General features: G+C 33.7%; 22 protein-coding genes and 1 riboswitch. Of the genes, 12 read left to right on the plus strand and 10 right to left on the minus strand.

What is annotated here, in order from left to right; translation table 11 throughout:
* Positions 1–76 precede the first annotated feature (76 nt).
* The 6 genes from qoxD to folD form a co-directional block, all read right to left on the minus strand.
* Positions 77–367 (minus strand): cytochrome aa3 quinol oxidase subunit IV, encoded by a 291-nt coding sequence (gene qoxD / locus BK821_RS07245; RefSeq protein ID WP_046836071.1) that lies wholly within the window; start codon positions 365–367, stop codon positions 77–79.
* The gene (gene qoxC, locus BK821_RS07250; RefSeq protein WP_046836072.1) at positions 364–969 is read right to left on the minus strand and encodes a cytochrome aa3 quinol oxidase subunit III; all 606 of its coding nucleotides are present in this window, start codon (positions 967–969) and stop codon (positions 364–366) included. Before qoxC ends, qoxD begins: the two co-directional genes overlap by 4 nt.
* Positions 959–2,947 carry a cytochrome aa3 quinol oxidase subunit I gene (gene qoxB, locus BK821_RS07255; RefSeq protein ID WP_046836073.1) on the minus strand — a complete coding sequence of 663 codons (1,989 nt, stop codon included), beginning with the start codon at positions 2,945–2,947 and terminating at the stop codon, positions 959–961. The genes qoxC and qoxB overlap by 11 nt, the downstream gene beginning before the upstream one ends.
* Positions 2,947–4,068 (minus strand): cytochrome aa3 quinol oxidase subunit II, encoded by a 1,122-nt coding sequence (gene qoxA / locus BK821_RS07260; RefSeq protein WP_046836074.1) that lies wholly within the window; start codon positions 4,066–4,068, stop codon positions 2,947–2,949. Before qoxA ends, qoxB begins: the two co-directional genes overlap by 1 nt.
* Before the next feature lie 270 nt (positions 4,069–4,338).
* Positions 4,339–4,656, minus strand: a complete 318-nt coding sequence (locus BK821_RS07265; protein WP_071331478.1) for a DUF5011 domain-containing protein — start codon at positions 4,654–4,656, stop codon at positions 4,339–4,341.
* Positions 4,657–5,087: 431 nt separating this feature from the next.
* Positions 5,088–5,945 (minus strand): bifunctional methylenetetrahydrofolate dehydrogenase/methenyltetrahydrofolate cyclohydrolase FolD, encoded by an 858-nt coding sequence (gene folD / locus BK821_RS07270; RefSeq protein WP_046836076.1) that lies wholly within the window; start codon positions 5,943–5,945, stop codon positions 5,088–5,090.
* Between the two features lie 205 nt (positions 5,946–6,150).
* Between folD and purE the strand changes: the two genes are divergently transcribed.
* The 11 genes from purE to purD are packed head-to-tail and all read left to right on the plus strand — an operon-like array spanning position 6,151 to position 17,375.
* A complete protein-coding gene (gene purE / locus BK821_RS07275; RefSeq protein ID WP_046836077.1) occupies positions 6,151–6,633 on the plus strand; it encodes a 5-(carboxyamino)imidazole ribonucleotide mutase in 483 nt (160 codons plus the stop codon).
* Positions 6,620–7,747 carry a 5-(carboxyamino)imidazole ribonucleotide synthase gene (purK, locus tag BK821_RS07280; protein ID WP_071331479.1) on the plus strand — a complete coding sequence of 376 codons (1,128 nt, stop codon included), beginning with the start codon at positions 6,620–6,622 and terminating at the stop codon, positions 7,745–7,747. The genes purE and purK overlap by 14 nt, the downstream gene beginning before the upstream one ends.
* Complete coding sequence (gene purC / locus BK821_RS07285) at positions 7,747–8,448, plus strand: phosphoribosylaminoimidazolesuccinocarboxamide synthase (RefSeq protein WP_046836079.1); 702 nt, start codon at positions 7,747–7,749, stop codon at positions 8,446–8,448. Before purK ends, purC begins: the two co-directional genes overlap by 1 nt.
* A gap of 2 nt (positions 8,449–8,450) precedes the next feature.
* The gene (purS, locus tag BK821_RS07290; RefSeq protein ID WP_046836080.1) at positions 8,451–8,711 is read left to right on the plus strand and encodes a phosphoribosylformylglycinamidine synthase subunit PurS; all 261 of its coding nucleotides are present in this window, start codon (positions 8,451–8,453) and stop codon (positions 8,709–8,711) included.
* Complete coding sequence (gene purQ / locus BK821_RS07295; protein WP_046836081.1) at positions 8,711–9,382, plus strand: phosphoribosylformylglycinamidine synthase I; 672 nt, start codon at positions 8,711–8,713, stop codon at positions 9,380–9,382. The genes purS and purQ overlap by 1 nt, the downstream gene beginning before the upstream one ends.
* Complete coding sequence (gene purL, locus BK821_RS07300; RefSeq protein ID WP_046836082.1) at positions 9,375–11,564, plus strand: phosphoribosylformylglycinamidine synthase subunit PurL; 2,190 nt, start codon at positions 9,375–9,377, stop codon at positions 11,562–11,564. The genes purQ and purL overlap by 8 nt, the downstream gene beginning before the upstream one ends.
* Positions 11,543–13,030 (plus strand): amidophosphoribosyltransferase, encoded by a 1,488-nt coding sequence (gene purF / locus BK821_RS07305; protein WP_071331480.1) that lies wholly within the window; start codon positions 11,543–11,545, stop codon positions 13,028–13,030. Before purL ends, purF begins: the two co-directional genes overlap by 22 nt.
* Positions 13,023–14,051: a phosphoribosylformylglycinamidine cyclo-ligase gene (purM, locus tag BK821_RS07310; protein WP_046836084.1), complete on the plus strand. Its 1,029-nt coding sequence runs from the start codon at positions 13,023–13,025 to the stop codon at positions 14,049–14,051. The genes purF and purM overlap by 8 nt, the downstream gene beginning before the upstream one ends.
* A gap of 2 nt (positions 14,052–14,053) precedes the next feature.
* Positions 14,054–14,620, plus strand: coding sequence for a phosphoribosylglycinamide formyltransferase (purN, locus tag BK821_RS07315; protein ID WP_046836085.1), 567 nt, complete (start codon positions 14,054–14,056; stop codon positions 14,618–14,620).
* 15 nt (positions 14,621–14,635) lie between these two features.
* Positions 14,636–16,114 carry a bifunctional phosphoribosylaminoimidazolecarboxamide formyltransferase/IMP cyclohydrolase gene (purH, locus tag BK821_RS07320; RefSeq protein WP_046836086.1) on the plus strand — a complete coding sequence of 493 codons (1,479 nt, stop codon included), beginning with the start codon at positions 14,636–14,638 and terminating at the stop codon, positions 16,112–16,114.
* A 22-nt stretch (positions 16,115–16,136) separates the two neighbouring features.
* The gene (gene purD / locus BK821_RS07325; protein WP_071331481.1) at positions 16,137–17,375 is read left to right on the plus strand and encodes a phosphoribosylamine--glycine ligase; all 1,239 of its coding nucleotides are present in this window, start codon (positions 16,137–16,139) and stop codon (positions 17,373–17,375) included.
* Positions 17,376–17,431: 56 nt separating this feature from the next.
* On the opposite strand, the gene BK821_RS07330 is transcribed toward purD, so the two are convergent.
* The 4 genes from BK821_RS07330 to graF form a co-directional block, all read right to left on the minus strand.
* The gene (locus BK821_RS07330) at positions 17,432–18,238 is read right to left on the minus strand and encodes an energy-coupling factor transporter transmembrane component T family protein (protein WP_046836088.1); all 807 of its coding nucleotides are present in this window, start codon (positions 18,236–18,238) and stop codon (positions 17,432–17,434) included.
* On the minus strand, positions 18,231–19,649 hold the full coding sequence (locus tag BK821_RS07335; protein WP_071331482.1) for an ABC transporter ATP-binding protein: 1,419 nt from the start codon (positions 19,647–19,649) through the stop codon (positions 18,231–18,233). The genes BK821_RS07330 and BK821_RS07335 overlap by 8 nt, the downstream gene beginning before the upstream one ends.
* Positions 19,650–19,661: 12 nt before the next feature.
* On the minus strand, positions 19,662–20,237 hold the full coding sequence (locus BK821_RS07340) for an ECF transporter S component (protein WP_046836090.1): 576 nt from the start codon (positions 20,235–20,237) through the stop codon (positions 19,662–19,664).
* A gap of 86 nt (positions 20,238–20,323) precedes the next feature.
* Positions 20,324–20,425: riboswitch (TPP riboswitch) on the minus strand.
* Between the two features lie 192 nt (positions 20,426–20,617).
* Positions 20,618–20,749 carry a glycopeptide resistance-associated protein GraF gene (graF, locus tag BK821_RS13550; protein WP_198552176.1) on the minus strand — a complete coding sequence of 44 codons (132 nt, stop codon included), beginning with the start codon at positions 20,747–20,749 and terminating at the stop codon, positions 20,618–20,620.
* Positions 20,750–21,006: 257 nt separating this feature from the next.
* Between graF and auxA the strand changes: the two genes are divergently transcribed.
* Positions 21,007–22,308, plus strand: a complete 1,302-nt coding sequence (gene auxA / locus BK821_RS07345) for a lipoteichoic acid stability factor AuxA (protein WP_046836091.1) — start codon at positions 21,007–21,009, stop codon at positions 22,306–22,308.
* The last annotated feature ends 288 nt before the right edge of the window (positions 22,309–22,596 follow it).

A 22,596-nucleotide genomic window follows, 5' to 3' on the forward strand; every position in this document is an offset into this window, starting at 1 on the left:
ATAAAAGTGTTAAATCATTCATAAAAGGGGATTTAAACATAAAAAAAGACTTCTCCGGAGAGAAGTCTTTTTTGGATTATAAGTGACTAGAGTGTCCACCTTGCATTACCCAATACGTACCAATAACAGTAATTAAAGTAATGATAATCGCGAATATAACTTTGAAAGCTTGTACATTACCATTTTTACCTTCAGTTAAATGCATGAACATTAATAATTGAACAGCAGCTTGTATAAAAGCAAAACCGAAGATGATGGTGATTTTAGCATTTAGTGCCATAGATGTGTAAAGTGTTACAAAAATCGCTAAAATTGTCAGAACGATTGAGGCGATAAAACCTACAGTATGTTTTACAATTGTATTCATCCGCTATACACCATCCCTATCATATATACGGCAGTGAAGATGAAAATCCAAACAACATCTAAAAAGTGCCAGTATAAACTTACTATAAATAACTTAGGAGCATTGTCTTTATTTAAACCACGCATAGCAATTTGAATTAATAAACATGTAATCCAAACAATACCTAATGATACATGGGCTCCGTGAGTTCCTAATAGAATAAAGAAACTAGACCAGTAAGAACCGATTTGTGGAGTAACACCTTCTGAAACATAGTGTGCAAACTCATAAATCTCAAAGCCTACGAATACCATACCAAGTAATACAGTAAGGATCATCCATATCATCATTAACTTTTGTTTTTCTTGTCTCATATAATAAATTGCAATACCACATGTGTATGAACTAATTAATAATGCAAATGTCATTATTAAAACTAGTGGCAATTCAAATAATTCAGTAGTCATCTTACCAGCGTAATCTCCGCCGTGTTGAAGTGTTAATAATGCTGCGAATAACGTACCGAATAGTGAGAATTCAGCTGTAAGGAAAATCCAAAAGCCAAGTTTATTTAAATTACCTTCATGCGAACGTGTATCAATTGTGTTTGCATCATGACTCATGACTTACAGCCTCCCTTTCTTTTATACGTGCTTCACGTAAACGTTTTTCAGTTTCAGCTACTTCGGATGCATGGATATGATAACCATGATCTACTTCGAAACTACGGTAAACCATACAAGCAAAGATACCAATTAAACAAATAACTGCTGGAACGATAGTTTCAAAGATTAAGAAGAAGCCACCGATAGTGAATAAAATTCCCATCCAGAAACCGATAGGCGTATTGTTTGGCATGTGTATATCTGTGTAATTATGATTGTCTAAGTAATGACGACCGTGTTCCTTCATATCAACAAATGTATCATAGTCATTCCAATCTGGAGTAACAGCAAAGTTGTATTTAGGTGGCATTGCTGAAGCAGTTGACCACTCTAGAGTACGACCTAAGCCATCCCAGTTATCACCAGTTGCTTCACGTGGTGATTTGAAGAAGCTATATACAATACTTGCAACTAAGAACATGAAGCCTAATGCCATTAATAGGGCACCGATAGTAGAAATTACGTTTAGTAACCACCAACCATCTTCTGGCATGTAAGTGTATAAACGACGAGGCATACCATCTAATCCAAGTACGAATTGTGGTAAGAAACAAACGTTAAATCCGATCATGAATAACCAGAAACACCATTTATTTAAAGTCTCGTTTAACTTATGACCAGTCATCTTAGGATACCAGTAAATTAATGCGCCTAGACAGGCAAATACAACACCAGTTACTAACGTGTAGTGGAAATGTGCCACTAGGAAGTAAGTATTATGATATTGGTAGTCAGCTGCTGCCATTGCTAACATTACACCAGTTACGCCACCTAATAAGAAGTTAGGAATAAATGCTAATGCGAATAGCATCGGCGATTCAAAAGTAATTCTACCTTGATAAAGTGTGAATAACCAGTTGAATAATTTAACACCAGTCGGTATACCGATCAACATAGTTGTAATTGAGAAGAATGAGTTGATTAAAGCACCATTACCCATCGTGAAGAAATGGTGAACCCAAACTAAGAAACTTAAGAATGCAATACCAGCTGTCGCCCAAACCATACTTTGGTGACCAAAGAGTCGTTTACGAGCAAACGTCGGTATGATTTCAGAATATATACCAAATGCCGGCAAGATAACAATATATACTTCGGGGTGCCCCCATACCCAGAAGAAGTTTGCCCAAAGCATTGGCATACCACCGTTTGCAACTGTGAAGAACGCTGTATCAAATATTCTATCAGTTGTAAATAATGCTAATGTTACAGTTAAAACTGGGAAAGCCAAGATAACAATCAATGCTGTAATAAACGTTGTCATTGTAAACATTGGCATTTCCATAAATTTCATTGTAGGTGTTTTACATCTAAGTATAGTTACAAAGAAGTTAATACCAGTCATCAGTGTCCCGATACCGGAAATTTGTATTGCGATTAAGTAATAGTTAACCCCGGGTCCTGGACTGAATTCTCCTGCCAGCGGTGCATAGTTAGTCCAACCAGCTGCAGGGGAGCCTCCGACTATAAATGACAGGTTAAATAAAAGCATACCTGAGAAGAATAACCAGAAACTTACGTTATTTAATACAGGGAATGCAACATCACGTGCACCAATTTGTAAAGGTACAACGACATTCCACAAACCAAAAATGAAAGGCATTGCCATAAAGATAATCATGATAACGCCGTGTGTACTAAAGATTTCGTTATAGTGGTTAGATTCCAAGAATTTATTATCTGGAATTGTTAATTGAGCACGAAGTAATAACGCGTCAATACCACCACGAGCAAACATTAATACAGCGCAGATTAAGTACATAGCACCGATTTTTTTATGGTCGATAGATGTGAACCATTCTCTGTATAGATATTTCCATAATTTAAAATAACTAATTACTGCGATCAGGCCTATGATAGCGAATGGCGCACCAATTTGTGCCATTGTAATCATCCAGTTACCATGAACGAGCAATTGATCCCATGGAAAATTCATTAATGTCCACCTCCATTTTCATGGTCTTTTTTCTCTATTTCAGATGCTTTTTTATCTTTAGCACCTTCAGAGATTTTTTCCATTTCGTCCATATTATGTGATTCTTTGTCTTTGAATTCACTATTATATGGTTCTTTATTGCCTAGTATCATGGCTTTCATTCCATGACGCTCATAGTTAGCATTTGTAATTTGCGACTTACGTGCAGGTTGATCTGGTTTATCTAACACATCTTTAGTAATTTCTTCTTCTGTGTTAAAGTTAGGATCTTTTTGAACGTAATTGTAACGATCGTAAGCATAGAAAATATACTCAGGATCTGCTGCAGGATCAACAAATGCCATATGCGTACCACTGAAAGTTAAATTCTTGTTTTCAGTAGTTGGTAAAAGTTGCTTATCAAATGTATCTTGGTCCAATACTTTTTGACTTTGAGCATCTTTAACCCAATCCTTAAATTTGCTTTGGCTTACTGAATGAACATCAAAAGTTTGACGAGAGAACCCTTCACCATTGAAGTTAGAGTTACGTCCACGGAACGTTCCTTCTTCACTAGCAGTTAAAGTCCAGTCCATAGTCATACCTGTCATCGCATATTTCTGACCACCTAATTGCGGGATCCAGAAACTAGTCATCATATCCATAGATTGGAGTTTGAAAACAACTGGGCGATCTTTCGGAATAGTTAAATGATTAACTGTTTCGATTTTTTCATCAGGATAACTGAAGAACCACTTATAACCAGCGCTTGTCGCGTAAACAACAAGTGGGTCATCTTCTTTTGCTGGTGGTTTCTCGTATTCATAAAGTGATTTAACCGTTGGAATGGCTAAAGCGATTACGATAATCACCGGAATGATAAACCAAATTAATTCTATTAAAGAATTGTGATGCATCTTACCTGCTTCTTTAGTATTTCCAATTCGATATTTCACAAGAAATACAGAGAATAAGATAAGTACAGCGGCAATAACAACAAGCATGAAGATGATTGAATAAATAATCAAAAACTTCGAGTCACTTGCTAATGGCCCTTTTGGGTTTAAAACTTCTACATTTGAACAGCCACTAAGTAAAATTAGCGAGCCAAAGAGTAGAAGCAAAGACTTAAATTTTGACACTTTTTTGACCTCCTAATACTACAATTGTAGGGCTTACCATCAATTTTAAGATATTACGCAATATTTACAAGTGTTTATAGTAAAAAAATTATTGTAAAATTAAAACAAACCCAACAGACTCAACGTCTGACGGGCTTTTAAAGATTTGTTAAAATTATGTGTACATTTTGTGAAAAGTGACATATTTAAGTCAAAGTAGTTATTTTGGTCCAAAAATACTGATAATGCTTATCAATTAATGTTATTGAATATATGTATTTAGACAATAAATTATTTTACTTCTATATAACGTATGGATTTATCAGTTGCACCACTTGAATCTTCTACTTTATATTCAACTTTATATTGACCAGGTTTATTTGTATCAATATTTCCAGCTATAGTAATTTTATCTGTTAAATCGCCATCTTCTTTATCAAAGGCACTCACGCCATTAAGTAAATTATAATCATCACCTTTTTCAATGACTGTATCTTTTATGCCTTTAAGTTCTGGAATCGAATTATCAGTTGCTTCTGCACTTAGGTTAGGTGTTACAAGCGTTGCAGATACACCTAAAGCTGATAATGATTGTAATAATTTGTTCATAACGTTAACCTCCGTATGAAAGTCATGATTTTATTTAATTTCACTATACTTTATCTACTATAGAAAAACATCATACTATAGTCTTAATATAACGTATTACTGTGAATATAAATAAAACATTCAGTAAAAAATAAGTAAATTGTGAGTTGAAATATAATTTAGAGGGATTAAAGTTTTTAAAATGTCTAACAGTGGATAGGGCGTACTACATAAAGAAGTTAAAAAAGCTGGAATTTTTGTACTTATATTGTGACGAAAAAATTTATAAATATCACATTATAATAGTAGTAAGAGGAATATAATAGTGGTTAATTAAAATTTAATTGTATGATACGAAAATAACTTTCAATATTAAATGTAATGTTGATTAATAGTAAGAAAGAAAAAAAGAACTTGGTATAAGAGCCAAGTTCTTTTTATTAAATACTATTTTATTCGATGCCTCTGCGTAATTTTTCAGCAATTAGTGTATTATTTAATACCATAGTTATTGTCATTGGGCCAACGCCACCTGGAACTGGTGTGATTGCACCTGCAACTTCTTTAACTTCATCGTATTCAATATCACCTTTTAACTTGCCATTTTCATCAGGAGTATTACCCACATCAATGACAATGGCACCTTCTTTGACATCATTTTTTGTAACTAATCCTGGACGACCTACAGCACTTACGATAATATCAGCATTTTTTAAATGACTGTGCATATCTTTAGATCTTGAGTGAAGGATTGTAACTGATGCATTTTTTTGTAGTAATAATTTAGACACTGGTTGACCAACGATATGGCTACGTCCAATAATCACTGCATCTTTTCCTTCTAATTCGATATCAGCATGGTTTAATAATTCCATAATGCCTAGTGGTGTACATGGTACAAATGTTTGTTGATCAATATAAAGTTTACCAATATTTTCAGGGTGGAAACCATCAACGTCTTTAGCAGGATTAATAGCTTCTAAAACTTTTTGTTCACTTACTTGTTTAGGTAAAGGTACTTGTACAAGAATACCACTTACACTTTCATCTTCATTTAAACGTTTAAGTTCATTAAGAACTTCTTCTTCAGATGTTGTTTCATCTAAATGAACAATTTCAGAAATCATGCCAATTTTTTCTGCAGCTTTCTTCTTAGAATTTACATAACTTTGACTTGCACCATTATTCCCAACAAGAATAACTGATAGTTTAGGTGTATATCCTTTTGATTGTAAAGCTTCAACTTGATCTTTAAGACCCTGTCTGTAATCTTTTGCGATTTGTTTTCCGTCTAAAATTTTTGCGACCATGAAAAATATCCTCCTAAAATGTATGAACTTTACTTAACTTTAACATAAATTGAACGATAAATATCAACCAAAAGACGTAGATTGGAACTTTTTTTTGCTATATAGTTCGATTTTTGATTGAAAAAGCGTTGTTTAGTTGTTATGCTATATTTGTAATATACAACTAATAGTAGTAACATTTCAAATTTCTGAAAGGGTGTTCAATTTGAAAGTGGTAGTTATAATGGGGAGTTCCTCTGACTGGGATACGATGAAAGAAAGTTGCCTAATGTTAGAACAATTTGAAATTCCGTATGATAAAAAGGTTGTTTCAGCACATCGTACACCACAATTGATGTTTGAATTTTCAAATGAAGCAAGAGCAAATGGATATGACGTAATTATTGCTGGAGCAGGTGGTGCAGCTCACTTACCAGGCATGGTTGCATCAATGACAACTTTACCTGTCATTGGCGTACCTATAGAGTCTAAAAGTTTAAAAGGTTTAGATTCGTTATTATCTATTGTACAAATGCCGGGGGGAATCCCTGTAGCGACGACAGCGATAGGAAAAGCTGGTGCTAAAAACGCAGGTATACTTGCTGCGAGAATATTAAGTATCGGTAATAAAGCAATCCAAAAGAATTTGGAAAATTATGAAAAATCGCTAGTTGAGAAAGTGAGTGAAATGCAACATGAGCTTCAGTAAATTAAAATTCGGCTCAACGATTGGCATTATCGGCGGAGGACAGTTAGGTAAGATGATGGCTCAATCTGCACAAAAAATGGGTTATAAAGTCATTGTGCTTGATCCTGGTAATGCTTGTCCTTGCCAACACGTGGCACATGAATTTATTCATGCAAATTACGATGATCTAGAGGCTTTAAATCAACTTGGTGAAGCATCAGATGTTATCACTTATGAATTTGAAAATATCTCATCTAAACAATTACAGTCACTTGTTTCACAATATAATATCCCTCAAGGATATGAAGCAATTCAAACACTTCAAGATCGATTGATAGAAAAGCAATCATTGCAAAAAGCACAAACGCAAATTGCGAATTTTATTCAATTAACTGAGCCTAAAGATTTATCTATAGCAATAGAACAAATCGGTTATCCATTTATCGTTAAAACTAGATTTGGAGGTTATGACGGTAAAGGACAAATATTGGTTAAAGATCAATCTTATTTGGATGAAGCAGAAGTACTTATTTCGAAACAAGAATGTGTTGCTGAACAATTTTTAGATTTACACAAAGAAGTTTCATTAACGGTTACAATTGGCAAAGATAATCAAATAACGTATTTTCCATTACAAGAAAATGAACATCAAAATCAAATACTTTTTAAAACAATAGTGCCTGCACGAACAGATAAAGAGCAAGAAGCACGAAGTGAAGTCAAAAAAATTATAGAGCACATTCATTTTGTAGGTACCTTTACGGTTGAATTCTTTATAGATACCCAAAATAATTTATATGTAAATGAAATTGCACCAAGACCTCATAATTCAGGTCATTATTCTATTGAAGCTTGTGACTATTCACAATTTGATACACATATACTTGCAATTACTGGTCAAAAACTGCCAGAGAGGATTCAACTACTGAAACCTTCTATAATGATGAATTTACTAGGTAGAGATTTAGATATATTAGAAGACCAATTCAGTAATCATCCAGAATGGCATGTGCATATTTATGGTAAAAACGTACGGAAACCAGATAGAAAAATGGGTCATTTAACAGTTTTGACTGATGATATTAATGAAACAGAACAATTGCTGTTAAACAAATTTGAAGGGAGACATAACTAATGTCCTTGTTATATGAAGGAAAAGCTAAAAGAATTTTCTCAACTGGAGAAACTGATGTATTACGTGTCGAATATAAAGATGAAGTAACAGCTGGTAATGGTGCAAAGAAAGATTTTATTGAAGGTAAAGGTCGTTTAAATAACCAAATTACATCAAGAATTTTTAATTTCATCAAATCTCAAGGCGTTGATAGCCATTTCATTGAACAAACATCGGAAACAGAACAGTTGGTGAAGTCAGTAGACATTATTCCTTTAGAAGTTGTGGTACGTAACATAGCAGCAGGCTCTATTACTAAAAGATTAGGTTTTGAAAAAGGACATGAATTTGAAGCACCACTTGTTGAATTTTTCTATAAAAATGATGACTTAAATGACCCTTTAATTACGGATGATCACATTAAGCTCTTGCACTTAGCTAATGATGAAGATATTGCCACTTTAAAAGAATCCGCAAAAGAAATAAATACTATATTAGTTGAATTAATGGACAAAATGGAACTTAGATTAGTAGATTTTAAAATTGAATTTGGCCGTACAACAGATGGTCAAATTATATTAGCTGATGAAATATCACCTGATACGTGTCGCATATGGGATAAACACAGTGATACAAACTTTGACAAAGACGTGTATCGCGAAGACACAGGATCGATTATTGAAACTTATCAAACTTTCTTAAATAAACTGGAGGCACTATAAAAATGAAAACAATCGAATTACACATCACATTACAAACGCAAGTATTAGATACACAAGGTCAAGCTTTAAATCGCGCAGTACATGATTTAGGTTACACGCAAGTGAATGATATCCGTGTAGGTAAAGTTTTATATATGACTATAGATGAAGCGACTGACGAAGCTGTACACAATGTGATTACAACACTAAGTGAAAAACTATTTGCTAATACAGTAATTGAAGAATATAGTTATAAAGTTTTGGAAGAAGGAGAGAAAGCCTAATGAAATTTGCAGTGCTGAAATTTCCAGGATCAAACTGTGATCGTGATATGTATAATGCGGCAATAAAATCTGGTGTACAAGCTGAATATGTCGATTATCGAAATACGTCATTAGAAGGTTTTGATGGTGTATTAATACCAGGAGGCTTCTCGTTTGGAGATTATTTAAGATCAGGTGCTATGGCAAGTGTCGCTCCTATTATTAATGAAGTCAAACGTTTGGCAGATGAAGGCAAACCAGTGTTAGGCGTATGTAATGGATTCCAAATATTAACAGAAATCGGACTTTTACCTGGAGCATTATTACACAATGATTCACATTTGTTTGTAAGTAGAAATGAAACATTAAAAGTAGTAAATAATACAACGCCATATACAAATTTATATGCTGATAACGAAGAAGTTATATATCCAGTTGCACATGGTGAAGGTCATTATTATTGTACTCCAGAGATATATAAAGATTTAGAAGCAAATAACCAAATTATATTAAAATATATTGACAATCCTAATGGTTCTTATAGTGATATTGCCGGTATTGTTAATGAAAAAGGCAACGTATGCGGCATGATGCCGCATCCAGAGCGTGCGATTGAATCTATACTGGGGACTGATAGTGGTGTGAAGTTATTTGAAGCAATGGTAAATAGTTGGAGGGAACAAAATGTCTAAGTTTATTGAACCAAGTGCAGAAGAAATCAAATTAGAACAATTATATAAAGATATGGGATTAAGCGACAAAGAGTACGACAAAGTTTGTGAAATTTTAGGGCGTGAACCTAATTTTACTGAGATAGGTATTTTTTCTGTAATGTGGAGTGAACATTGTTCTTATAAACACTCTAAACCATTTTTAACACAATTTCCTACTTCGGGTGAACACGTATTAATGGGACCTGGTGAAGGTGCCGGTGTTGTTGATATTGGTGATAACCAAGCTGTTGTGTTCAAAGTAGAATCACATAATCACCCATCAGCCGTTGAACCGTATCAAGGTGCTGCTACAGGTGTAGGTGGCATTATTAGAGATATTGTTTCTATAGGTGCAAGACCAATTAATTTATTAAATAGTTTACGTTTTGGTGAATTAACTGAAAAACAAAACCGTCGTTTATTACGTGGCGTTGTTGCAGGTATTGGTGGATACGGTAACTGTATTGGTATTCCTACAACTGCAGGTGAAATCGAGTTTGATGATAGATATGAAGGAAACCCTCTAGTCAATGCAATGTGTGTAGGTATTATTGATCATGATATGGTTCAAAAAGGTACTGCTAAAGGTGTTGGAAACTCAGTAATTTATGTAGGGTTGAAAACTGGTCGTGATGGTATTCACGGTGCAACATTTGCCTCAGAAGAATTGAGTGAAGATAGTGAAAGTAAACGTCCGTCAGTACAAATTGGAGATCCATTTGTAGGTAAGAAATTGATGGAAGCAACGCTTGAAGCAATCACGTTTGATCACCTAGTTGGAATTCAAGATATGGGTGCTGCAGGGTTAACTTCATCATCTTCAGAAATGGCAGCTAAAGGTGGCAGTGGTTTACATCTTCAATTAGAAAAAGTCCCAACAAGAGAACAAGGGATTTCACCTTATGAAATGATGCTATCTGAAACACAAGAGCGTATGTTACTAGTAGTTGAAAAAGGTGAAGAAGATAAATTCTTAGAATTATTCGAAAAACACGAATTAGATACAGCTGTTATTGGGGAAGTTACAGATACGGATAGATTTGTCCTCACTTACGAAGGTGAAGTATTTGCAGATATTCCAGTCCAACCGTTATCTGATGAGGCGCCTGTATATGTATTAGAAGGTGAAGCCCCAGAATATAATAACAATAAAAATGACTATAGTAATATAGATGTGGATAATGTATTTGAAACATTATTACAACATCCTACCATTGCATCAAAACGCTATTTATATGAGCAATATGATCAGCAAGTTGGCGCTAATACCATTGTAAAACCAGGTTTACAATCTTCAGTTGTGCGTGTAGAAGGTACAAATAAAGCTATAGCATCAACAATTGATGGTGAAGCTCGTTATGTGTTCAACAATCCTTATGAAGGTGGAAAAATGGTAGTTGCTGAAGCATACCGTAATTTGATTTCTGTCGGTGCAACACCATTAGCTATGACAGACTGCTTAAACTACGGATCACCTGAGAAAAAAGAAATTTATCAACAATTAGCCGATTCAACTAAAGGCATGTCAGAAGCTTGTGAAATCTTAAATACACCAGTTGTTTCAGGGAATGTTTCACTTTATAACGAAACACGTGAAACTTCAATCTTCCCAACACCAGTAGTTGGTATGGTTGGTTTAATAGATGACATTCAATTTTTAAATGATTTTAATCTTAAAGTCAACGATACATTATATATTGTTGGTGAAACGAAAGATGATTTTGGTGGTAGCCAAATTGAGAAACTACTTTATAACGAAGTAAACCATGAGTTTGAAACAATTGATTTGTCTGACGAAGTACGTAAAGGTGAAGCAATCAAAAATGTCATCCGTGAAGGTCTCGCTTCTCATGTACAAACTGTTGGTAAAGGCGGATTGTTAATTACATTAGCACGTATGAGTGCACATTACGGATTAGGTATGGATGTAAAAGTAAATGTGAGTAATGAACAACTATTTAGTGAAACACAAGGCCGTTATATTGTAGCTGTCAAAGAAGGTCAATCATTATCATTAGATGATGCTGTCGAAATTGGGAAAATTACAGAAGATGGACAATTCTCTGTGTCTAATAATAATGTGCAAGTGAAACGTGAAGTTACAAATCTGAATGAATTATGGGAAGGAGCTATTCCTAAATGTATGACATCAGTGGATTAAATGAAGAATGCGGTGTGTTCGGAATATGGAACCATCACGAAGCAGCACAGTTAACGTATATGGGTTTACACAGTTTACAACATCGTGGCCAAGAAGGTGCTGGTATCGTTTGTTCAAATGGTGAAGCACTTGTGGGTGAGCGTGGTTTAGGACTATTAACTGAAGCAATTTCAGATATTCAACTTGAATCATTTAAGCCCTATCAACATGCTATTGGACATGTGCGTTATGCTACGTCAGGTAATAAAGGTATAGAAAATATCCAACCATTTTTATACCATTTTTATGATATGAGTGTTGCAGTTTGTCACAACGGTAATCTTATCAATGCGCAAAGCTTGAGAAGATCATTAGAACACCAAGGATCCATCTTCCATTCTTCATCAGACACAGAAGTTATTATGCACTTAATTCGTAGAAGTAAAGCACCAACCTTTGAAGCTGCATTACAAGAAAGTTTAAGAAAGATTAAAGGTGGTTTCACATTTGCTTTATTAACAAAAGATGCACTGTATGGTGCAGTTGATCCAAATGCCATTAGACCATTAGTTGTAGGAAAAATGAAAACGGGTTCTTATATTCTCGCAAGTGAAACATGTGCGATTGATGTACTAGGTGCTGAATTTGTACGAGATGTCCATGCAGGCGAATATGTAGTAATCAATGATAATGGTATTAGAGTTGAATCTTATACGAGACATACAACTACTGCAATCTCAGCAATGGAATATATTTATTTTGCAAGGCCAGACTCTACGATTGCCGGTAAAAATGTACATGCTGTACGAAAACAGTCTGGTAAACAATTAGCACAAGAAAGTCCAGCAGAAACGGCAGATATGGTCATTGGTGTGCCTAATTCATCGCTCTCTGCAGCGTCTGGTTATGCTGAGGAAAGTGGCTTACCATATGAAATGGGGCTTGTTAAAAACCAGTATGTTGCAAGGACATTTATTCAACCTACACAAGAACTAAGAGAACAAGGTGTTAGAGTTAAATTATCCGCTGTGAAAGATATCGTTCATAATAAGAACATTGTACTTGTAGACGATTCTATAGTTAGAGGTACTACAAGTAGAAGAATTGTACAAATGTTAAAAGACGCTGGAGCTAATGAAGTTCATGTTCGTATTGCTTCACCAGAATTTATGTTCCCTAGTTTCTATGGTATTGATGTATCTACGACAGCTGAATTAATATCTGCTAATAAATCACCTGAAGAAATTAGAGAACATATTGGCGCTGATTCATTATCCTATTTATCAGTCGATGGACTTATTGATTCCATTGGTCTTGATGAAGACGTACCATATAGTGGTTTGTGTGTTGAAAGTTTTACAGGGGATTATCCTGCTGGCTTATATGATTATGAATCAGATTATATTGAGCATTTAAGCGAAAGACAAAAAGAATACTTAAATAATAATAAACAATACTTTGATAAAGAGGGTAATTTAAATGTCTAAAGCATACCAACAAGCAGGTGTCGATATTAATGCAGGTTACGAAGCGGTAGAACGTATGTCTAGTCACGTTAAACGAACAATGCGTAAAGAAGTTCTTGGTGGGCTAGGTGGTTTTGGGGCTACATTTGACCTATCACAATTAAATATGAAAGCACCATTACTTGTTTCTGGTACTGATGGTGTTGGTACAAAATTAAAATTAGCTATTGATCATAATAAACACGACACAATTGGTGTAGATGCAGTTGCAATGTGTGTAAATGACATTTTAACAACAGGTGCAGAGCCACTTTATTTCTTAGATTACATCGCAACTCATAAAGTTGTGCCTGAAGTCATTGAACAGATTGTTAAAGGTGTAAGTGATGGTTGTGAAGAAACAAATACTGCGCTTATTGGTGGAGAGACTGCTGAAATGGGTGAAATGTATCATGAAGGCGAATATGATTTAGCTGGATTTGCAGTTGGTGCTGTTGAAAAAGAAGCATATATAGATGGCACATCAGTTAAACCAGGTCAAATCATCATCGGACTTGAATCAAGTGGAGTACATTCCAATGGTTATAGTTTAGTTAGAAATTTAATTGAAAAATCTGGTGTTAACTTAGATGACACTTTTGATAGTAATCGCACATATTTAGACACATTCTTAGAACCTACACGTTTATACGTTAAACCTGTACTTGCTGTTAAAGAAGCGGTTCAAATACATGCTATGACACATATTACAGGTGGCGGATTCTATGAAAATATTCCTCGAGCATTACCTGAGGGTGTAACAGCAAAAATAGATGTAACACAGTTTCCTACTCCAAAAATATTTGATTGGTTACAAACACAGGGCGAAATTTCAACAAATGAAATGTACAACGTGTTTAACATGGGTATCGGATTTACTTTGGTCATTGATAAAGAAAACGAACAGCAAGCATTAGATATATTAAACGAGCAACAGGTTAAAGCTTATAAAATTGGTGAAATTGCTAAAGGTGATGACCCAATTCAATTATCGGGGGTATAAAAGTGACCAAAATAGCTATTTTTGCGTCTGGTTCAGGTAGTAATTTTGAAAGTATAATGACACAAATAGAACAAGGTCAGTTACCTCATATTGAAGTGACTGCTTTATATACAGACCAAGTTAGTGCATATTGTATAGAACGTGCGAGAAAATATAATTTGGATGTGCATATCAACGAATTGAAAAATTTTGATTCAAAAGCAGACTATGAACGAAAAATCATAGAATGGTTAACAGCGGAAAAGGTGGAATGGATAGTCTTAGCAGGGTACATGAAGCTGATAGGTGAAAATATATTAAGAGCATATGATAAACGTATTCTTAATATTCATCCATCTTTATTGCCGAAATATAAAGGTAAAGATGCAGTTGGTCAAGCTTTTGAAAGCGGAGATACAATCACTGGTTCAACAGTACATTATGTAGATAGTGGGATGGACACAGGAGAGATTATCGAACAGCGTACATGTAACATATATCCAGATGATACTAAAGAACAACTTGAAGAAAGAATTAAAGCATTAGAACATACTTTATATCCAGAAGTCATTTCAAAAATCATTCAATAAGAGGTGCCAATACAAATGAAAAAAGCAATATTAAGTGTATCAAATAAAAGTGGAATTGTGGCTTTTGCCCAATCTTTAAATCAATTAGGGTATGAATTATTTTCAACAGGTGGAACAATGCGTGCTTTGGTGGAAGCGGACGTCCCAGTTAAATCAATTTCAGAATTAACTCAATTTGAAGAAATTATGGATGGTCGAGTTAAGACATTGCATCCATCAGTACATGGTGGTATTTTGGCTGATCGTGATAAGCCTGAACACTTAGAACAATTAAAAGAACAACATATTGATTTAATAGATATCGTTGTAGTTAATTTATATCCATTTAAAGAAACGGTTGCTAATCCAGAAGTAACACAAGATGACGCAATTGAGAACATTGATATTGGCGGTCCAACGATGCTTCGCGCTGCTGCTAAAAACTTTAAACATGTAACAACTGTAGTTCATCCTGCAGATTACAATGAAGTTATTGATAAGTTAGAAAATGATACTTTAGACGAAGAATATCGTAAATCACTTATGGTTAAAGTATTTGATCATACAAATCAATATGATGCAGCTATTGTAGAATTCTTCAAAGACAATAAAGAAAGTCTACGTTATGGTGAAAATCCACAGCAATCTGCACATTTTGTTCGTACTTCTAATGCTACACATACACTTGCTGGAGCTAAACAATTACACGGTAAACAATTAAGTTATAACAATATTAAGGATGCTGATGCAGCTTTATCACTTGTTAAACAATTTGAACAACCTGCTGCAGTAGCTGTAAAACATATGAATCCTTGTGGTGTTGGAGTTGCAAACACAATTGAAGAAGCATACCAATATGCATTTGAAGCAGATAGCCAATCTATTTTTGGTGGTATAGTTGCTTTGAATCGTACTGTAGACACTGAATTAGCAGAATCATTACATGAAATTTTCTTAGAAGTAGTTATTGCACCTAAATTTACACAGGCAGCCTTAGATGTATTAAGTAAAAAGAAAAATATTAGATTATTGGAAATTGATATGACAATTGATAACAGTGAACAAGAAGTTGTTTCTGTATCAGGTGGATATTTAGTTCAAGATAAAGATAATGTAGTATTAAAACGTGAAGATATGAATATAGTAACAGAAGTGGAACCAACTGAAGCGCAGTGGGATGCTATGTTACTTGGTTGGAAAGTGGTTGCATCTGTTAAAAGTAACGCAGTCATTTTAAGTAATGCGAAACAGACAGTTGGAATTGGTGCTGGTCAAATGAATCGTGTAGGTTCGGCGCAGATTGCAATTGACCGTGCATTAGAAATTAATGAAGATGTTGTAATGGTATCAGATGGATTTTTCCCAATGGGTGATACAGTTGAATTAGCAGCTAAATCTGGCATTAAAGCGATTATTCAACCAGGTGGTTCAATTAAAGACCAAGAGTCTATTGATATGGCTAACAAATATGGTGTGGCTATGGTAACTACTGGCGTTCGTCATTTTAAACATTAAGGAAATCGGAGGCAATTATTATATGAAGGTACTAGTAATTGGTGCAGGTGGTAGGGAACATGTATTAGCACATAAATTAAAGCAATCCCCGCTTGTTACAAAAATATTTGCAATTCCAGGTAATGATGCCATGACAGAAGTTGCACAAGTTCATACTCATATAGCAGAAACAGATCATGAGCAAATTGTGACCTTTGCAAAACAAAATGATATTGAATGGGTAGTTATTGGTCCTGAGCAACCATTAACAGAAGGTTTAGCAGATAAACTCCAAGAAGAAGATATTAAGGTGTTTGGACCTAATAAGGCTGCTGCTCAAATTGAGGGCTCTAAATTATTTGCTAAGCAATTAATGGAAAAGTATGAAATTCCAACTGCAGAATATAAAGAAATTACAAATAAACAACATGCATTGGCTTACATTGAATCATGTGAATATCCAGTTGTATTAAAAAAAGATGGGTTAGCAGCAGGCAAGGGTGTTATTATAGCGACAACTTATGATGAAGCTGTTGCTGGTGTCGAAGAATTGTATCCTGAAGAGCAAGGTGTTGTAGTATTCGAACAATTTCTTGAAGGTGAAGAATTCTCATTGATGACCTTTGTCAATGGTGATTATGCAGTACCATTTGATTGCATCGCACAAGATCATAAACGCGCATTTGATAACGATTTAGGACCAAATACAGGTGGAATGGGTGCATATTGCCCAGTACCACATATAGATCAAACGATTCTACAACGTACTAATGATGAAATAGCACAACCTATAGCAAAAGCAATGCTTGCTGAAGGATACTCATTCTTTGGAGTATTATATATTGGTGCTATTATAACTGCTGAAGGACCGAAAGTGATTGAATTTAATGCACGTTTTGGTGATCCAGAAGCACAAGTACTGTTAACTCGAATGGAAAGCGATTTAATGCAACATATTCTTGATTTAGAAGCAAAACAGCCTATCGCATTCCAATGGAAATCGCAATCAGTAGTTGGTGTCATGTTAGCCTCAAAAGGGTATCCTGCTAACTACGAAAAAGGTAAGGCTGTTTCAGGTTTCAATCTTGATGGTAATTATTTCGTAAGTGGCTTGAAAAAAGAAGAAGATACTTACGTAACATCAGGTGGACGTGTCATTTTAGCACTAGGTGAAGGATCAGATATTGCTAGCGCTAAAGCTAAAGCTTATGAAGCAGTAGAGCAAATTAAAAGCGATGCCTTATTTTATCGTAAAGATATCAGCGATAAAGCGATTCGTTAAAGTATATAGATGCATAAACTAAAAGCAGATGACGGCAACGTCATCTGCTTTTTTATTTAATAAATACTTGTCAGACGTACATCTTCAATACCAGTTATAGGGATGAAGTGTGCTAATACATAAGTGAGGAGTATGATAGCACCAACAGCTACTATGAGTATAATATCTTTATATGAGAAAGAAGTATTATAGTAGTAGGTTCTAGGTCCATCTTTGAATCCTTTTTTTTCCATAGCAACTGACAGTTGATGTGCTTTTCTAATATTTTGGCTTAGTAAGGGAATAACGATATGTTTAATACGTTTAAAACCTGTGTAGTTTGATTTATCAATCATTTGATAGCGCATTTTTAATGAGCGTCTAAGTTGGACTAAAGATGTAAACATCAATGGAACCATTCTTATAGCCGCCATAAAAGCATAAGCTATCTTCGGTTTAACTTTCAAATGCTGCATGAGACTGTAAAAAATCATCACGATTTGAGAAGTAAAAGCAATTAAAATCCCAAAAAAAGATACAGTTGATGTACGCATAGCTAAATGTAAGCCTCGATATAAACTTTCTGTAGTTATCTTTATAAAGCCTAATTGGAAAATCATATGTGTCCCAGAACCATAAAAAATCATGAATAATGCTGATATCAAACTAAATATAACAGTAAAAAACACAAAAACTAAGGTTATTTTGAGTTTCAAACCATTAAAAAGTAATAAAAAGACGAGCGTTAATAATGTTAAATAAATCATATAATCAAATTGATGAATGAAAATAACAAAGAAAAATAATAGTACTGCAATTATAAGTTTCGTGATGATATTAACATCATCTATAAAAGAATAGTGCTTTTTCCACATTTCAAACATGAGTACCACCCTTTAATTCATATAATTGATGTTGATCCACATGTAGCCTATGGGTTGGATACCTAGAAATAAGCTCTGAGTCATGCGTTACCATAATAATAGTTTGTCCGTGTTGAATGCGTTTTTGAAATAACTTAATTAGGTTAAACGTATTATGACTGTCGAGTCCGAAAGTTGGTTCGTCTAATAAAATAAAAGTAGAAGACGAGCTCAATGCAATAGCCACACTTAATCTTCGTTTTTGTCCCATTGATAATTCATATGGATGTTGTGATTGTACATTTTCTAAATTTAACGTTTTGAGCATTTCTACCGTCTCTTGTATAGCATCGTCTTTAGAAATAGAATGATTTTTATATTGAATGAAAATTTCTTCGAAAACAGAATTTGTTATAAATTGTAATTCTGGATTTTGATACACTAAATACATATGTTTTGCTGCATCTTTGATTTTAGTTAAAGGGTAATCATTAATATACATTTTTCCTTCATATTTAATTAGTTGCATCATCGACTCTAATAATGTAGTTTTACCACTACCGTTTGGTCCAGTAATAGTAATCCAATCACCAGTGTTGATGATGTGTTCTGAAATACGTAACAGTTTACGCTTGCCCCTTTTGACTGTAACTTGATTGAATTTAAAGTTACTATTTGTTGGTAATATCTCCGTATTTGTACATGTAGAGGGTTTAGGGGCGTATTGCCAAGCATTTGGATGCCATACACCATATTCTGTTAATAGGTCCTCATAGTCTCTAAGCATCTTTGTTGGGGATTCGTCAGCAATGATTTCCCCGTTGTAATTAAACAAAAGCACACGATCTATATGTTGCCATATATGTTCCACTTTATGTTCTACAATAAGTACAGTTTGATCTTTCCACAATGCCTTAATTTTTTGCCATAAGTCAGCAGTTGCTTCTACATCTAACATAGCTGTGGGTTCATCTAAAAATAAAGTATCTGCCTGTTGCAAAAGTGTTTCTGCAATTGCCAGTTTTTGTTTCATACCGCCACTTAATTGGTTAATATATTGATCTTTATCTACATTAAGACCTACCGCTGTGAGGGCCGCTTTAATTTTTTCGTCCATGTTAATACGAGGGATATTTAAATTTTCTAAAACAAAAGCCAATTCTTCATAAACTTTTGGCATACAAAATTGACTATCTGGATCTTGAAAAATAACGCTACAGTTATGGTCAATGTGTAACTCGTCATATTTCATAGGTAAATCAATAAGATTAGGCACAATACCACTCAAGACATTCAGTAACGTACTTTTTCCAGAACCAGAAGGTCCTAAAAGTAATACTTTTTCTTTATCGTTTATATTAATACTTAAATTATCAAATATTTTATGCTGCGCATTTGGATATTTTAGACGTAAATTTTTTGTTACTATCAACGAAATTGCTCCTTATAAGTTGTCGTAATCGCTTTGACTAGCTGGTCTAAACAATTTAGTTACACCGGTTTGATCTAAGGCTTTTACGATATAATAAGATAAAAGTCCAGCAACAACGATGCCACTTATAAGTCTAAAACCAATATATAATGCGAGATTCCATCCAGCAATTTCTGAAAGATAACCATAAGCGAAGTCAATCGGTAATGTAGCTACTGCAGCTAAAAGTCCAGCTAACATGGCAACCATAGCAGTCCGAGATTTATATTTAAAAATAGCAAATATAATTTCACAAGCTAAACCTTGTAATAAAGCATAAATTATAGTGGCTATATCAAAACGTCCCATAATTATAGTTTCACCAGCTCCTGCAGCAAATTCAGCTAAAATAGCAATACCAGCTTTAGGGATAATAAGATAAGCAACGACAGCTGCCATGAACCATGCGCCATACGTCAATTCTTCAAAATGTAGTCCGGTAATTTGTACAGCTTTGTAGACGAAATTCCAAATGTTGTATATCACTGCGAAAACAACCGCAATTAATACAGTTACGAGTATTTCAGAAAGCTTTAAACCTTTTGTCATGATCTTTTCCTCCTATATAAAAAACGCACAACCTTCTAGAAAGTTGCGCGTTTAAATAGTGGCATAGGGATACCAATAAAAGAAAAAGGTATCGCAATACACTTTCCTACGCTAGTTTAATCTAGATCAGGTTCAAAGGGTTTGAGGGTATACCTCATCTCAGTCACTAAACACCCCTAGTGCGAATATTATATTTAAATTTAACTATAATGTATGATTTTTCGCTAGTTCTGTCAAGTTCTCAATTTAAAATTGGAGGATAATAAGAATATTAATCAATAGAGAAAGCAGGGAAGTGTATTGCTAAACTAAGGTAGGGAAGTGTATTAAAAAAGTAAGCCGAAGTAGTTCGGCTTACTCAAAGTGAATCGTTTATTGTCTTAATCCAACGTATCTTGGATATTTTTTTTAGTTTCTTCCTCACCATCATTTGATGATTGTTGCTCTTTTAATTTATCTTCAGCCGCTTTAGCTTTTTCAGCTGCTTCTTTGTTTAATTCTTCTTTACTCATAATTTCAACACTCCTTAAACTTTAAGTAGAATATATTAATTTAATACCACGGAATTGAGTAATTAAACAAAAGGGAAGAAATATAAATTGTATATAGCCCATGCGTTTTTATACTTTTTATGAAATAATTGTTTAATAGTATAAATTATGTGGAATTTTGACTATACAACTATTTTATATCATACTATAGACTTATTTATTAGATTATTAAAGACAAGAACAAAATGTTCATATATAATAACTTTGAGGTGAATGGTATGTCTTTTTTTAAGAAACACGCTGAGATACTGTATAGTTATATTATAGGCATCGTTTCGCTTTTCACAAGTCTCATCATTTTAATTAATTTACCTTTAATTCATAAATTAAATGGTAAAGGTAAGATTGAATTACATATTCATAATGTGTGGGATTTTATAAACGCGTTTTTCAGTGAAATTATTAGGGTGATGAGTAATTATATAGGGAACTTTCCTGTAGTAAGCGCAATCTTGATTCTTTTGTTTGGTATTGCGTTAATACTTATTGGCTTCACGCTATTTAGAACAACGAGATATGACTATGATATTTCAATTTTCTTTTTAGTTATTGGTATTCTTTTCTTCATTATAACGCTTATACTCATGACACAAGTTTATAGCTTTTTTGCTATTATTTTTGTGATACCTTTTGCGGTGCATATAGGTTACATTGTTTATAAAGATGAATTAAATACGGATCATAGAAAATATCATTATTTATGGATTATTTTCACTTATGGCATAAGTTATTTATTAACACAAATTGTGTTATATGGAAGAATAGATAGTGATCAAATTGTACCAATTGATATTCTGAGTGTTAACACATTTTTCATTATTATGTGGTTACTTGGACAAATGTCAATTTGGAACTTCTTATTCCTAAGAAGATCATTGCCATTAACGAAACAAGAACTCGGCGAAGAAGAACCGGAATTATCTAGAACGAGTAAAGGTGCAGTAACTACTCAAACAAAAGAATATTGGAAAGATTTACAAGACAAAACAACAGAATTTACACGTAAAACACGTAGAAGTGTAGATATTCAAAAAGCTAGGGATAAAAAGGATAAATTCATTAAAAAATGGAAAGACATTATTGATATTCAAGAAGATGATGTACCAAATTGGATGAAGAAACCGAAGTGGCTTAAATCTGCATATGTAGAATTATTCTGTGGAGCAATTCTCTTATTCTTTACTTTGATTGAATTTAATAATAGAAATTCATTATTTGTTTCTGGTGATTGGGAAATTTCTCAAACACAATATGTTATTGAGTGGATTACTTTATTCTTGTTAATGATTATTATAATAATTTATATTTTAACGACATTAACAAACTATTTAAAAGGTAGATTTTATTATCTACAATTATTTATGGTAAGTTTTTTATTCTTTAAGTTAGTTACTGAATTTGTAAACATCATGGTTCATGGATTATTATTATCAACGTTTATTACACCAATACTGTTTATGATGCTGATAGCAATTATAGTAGGATTCATCATAAAATTACGTGAACCAGCAGAATATTAATTGATTAAAATAGTGTAGTTTGACTTAACCTATCTTCCAAATTGGTTGGAAGATAGGTTTTATTTTTTGTATTTTTATAAAGAGGTGTAATTGATATAAAGGTGTACAAGTATGCATACTAAGTATCACATTTGAATTGCTGATTTTTGAAAATAAATTATGAAGTTAGAATTTTATATTATATTAGGATGGAAAATGTTTAAATAGTACAATAGGGAATATAATTTAATAAAGTAAGGTTATTTTAACAACAAATCGAAAATTAAGATTTGACTTGTGTAAATATTA

The sequence above is a fragment of the Staphylococcus sp. LCT-H4 genome (assembly GCF_001866145.1).
GTDB lineage: Bacteria > Bacillota > Bacilli > Staphylococcales > Staphylococcaceae > Staphylococcus > Staphylococcus succinus.

Coding starts and splice junctions, on each gene's coding strand:
- qoxD (WP_046836071.1), bottom strand. CDS start 367: ATGAATACAATTGTAAAACATACTGTAGGTTTTATCGCCTCAATCGTT.
- purS (WP_046836080.1), top strand. CDS start 8,451: ATGAAAACAATCGAATTACACATCACATTACAAACGCAAGTATTAGAT.
- BK821_RS07265 (WP_071331478.1), bottom strand. CDS start 4,656: ATGAACAAATTATTACAATCATTATCAGCTTTAGGTGTATCTGCAACG.
- BK821_RS07340 (WP_046836090.1), bottom strand. CDS start 20,237: ATGACAAAAGGTTTAAAGCTTTCTGAAATACTCGTAACTGTATTAATT.
- auxA (WP_046836091.1), top strand. CDS start 21,007: ATGTCTTTTTTTAAGAAACACGCTGAGATACTGTATAGTTATATTATA.
- BK821_RS07330 (WP_046836088.1), bottom strand. CDS start 18,238: ATGTTTGAAATGTGGAAAAAGCACTATTCTTTTATAGATGATGTTAAT.
- purC (WP_046836079.1), top strand. CDS start 7,747: ATGTCCTTGTTATATGAAGGAAAAGCTAAAAGAATTTTCTCAACTGGA.
- purH (WP_046836086.1), top strand. CDS start 14,636: ATGAAAAAAGCAATATTAAGTGTATCAAATAAAAGTGGAATTGTGGCT.
- purM (WP_046836084.1), top strand. CDS start 13,023: ATGTCTAAAGCATACCAACAAGCAGGTGTCGATATTAATGCAGGTTAC.
- qoxB (WP_046836073.1), bottom strand. CDS start 2,947: ATGAATTTTCCATGGGATCAATTGCTCGTTCATGGTAACTGGATGATT.
- purQ (WP_046836081.1), top strand. CDS start 8,711: ATGAAATTTGCAGTGCTGAAATTTCCAGGATCAAACTGTGATCGTGAT.
- purK (WP_071331479.1), top strand. CDS start 6,620: ATGAGCTTCAGTAAATTAAAATTCGGCTCAACGATTGGCATTATCGGC.
- purF (WP_071331480.1), top strand. CDS start 11,543: ATGTATGACATCAGTGGATTAAATGAAGAATGCGGTGTGTTCGGAATA.
- folD (WP_046836076.1), bottom strand. CDS start 5,945: ATGGTCGCAAAAATTTTAGACGGAAAACAAATCGCAAAAGATTACAGA.
- qoxC (WP_046836072.1), bottom strand. CDS start 969: ATGAGTCATGATGCAAACACAATTGATACACGTTCGCATGAAGGTAAT.
- graF (WP_198552176.1), bottom strand. CDS start 20,749: ATGAGTAAAGAAGAATTAAACAAAGAAGCAGCTGAAAAAGCTAAAGCG.
- purD (WP_071331481.1), top strand. CDS start 16,137: ATGAAGGTACTAGTAATTGGTGCAGGTGGTAGGGAACATGTATTAGCA.
- purL (WP_046836082.1), top strand. CDS start 9,375: ATGTCTAAGTTTATTGAACCAAGTGCAGAAGAAATCAAATTAGAACAA.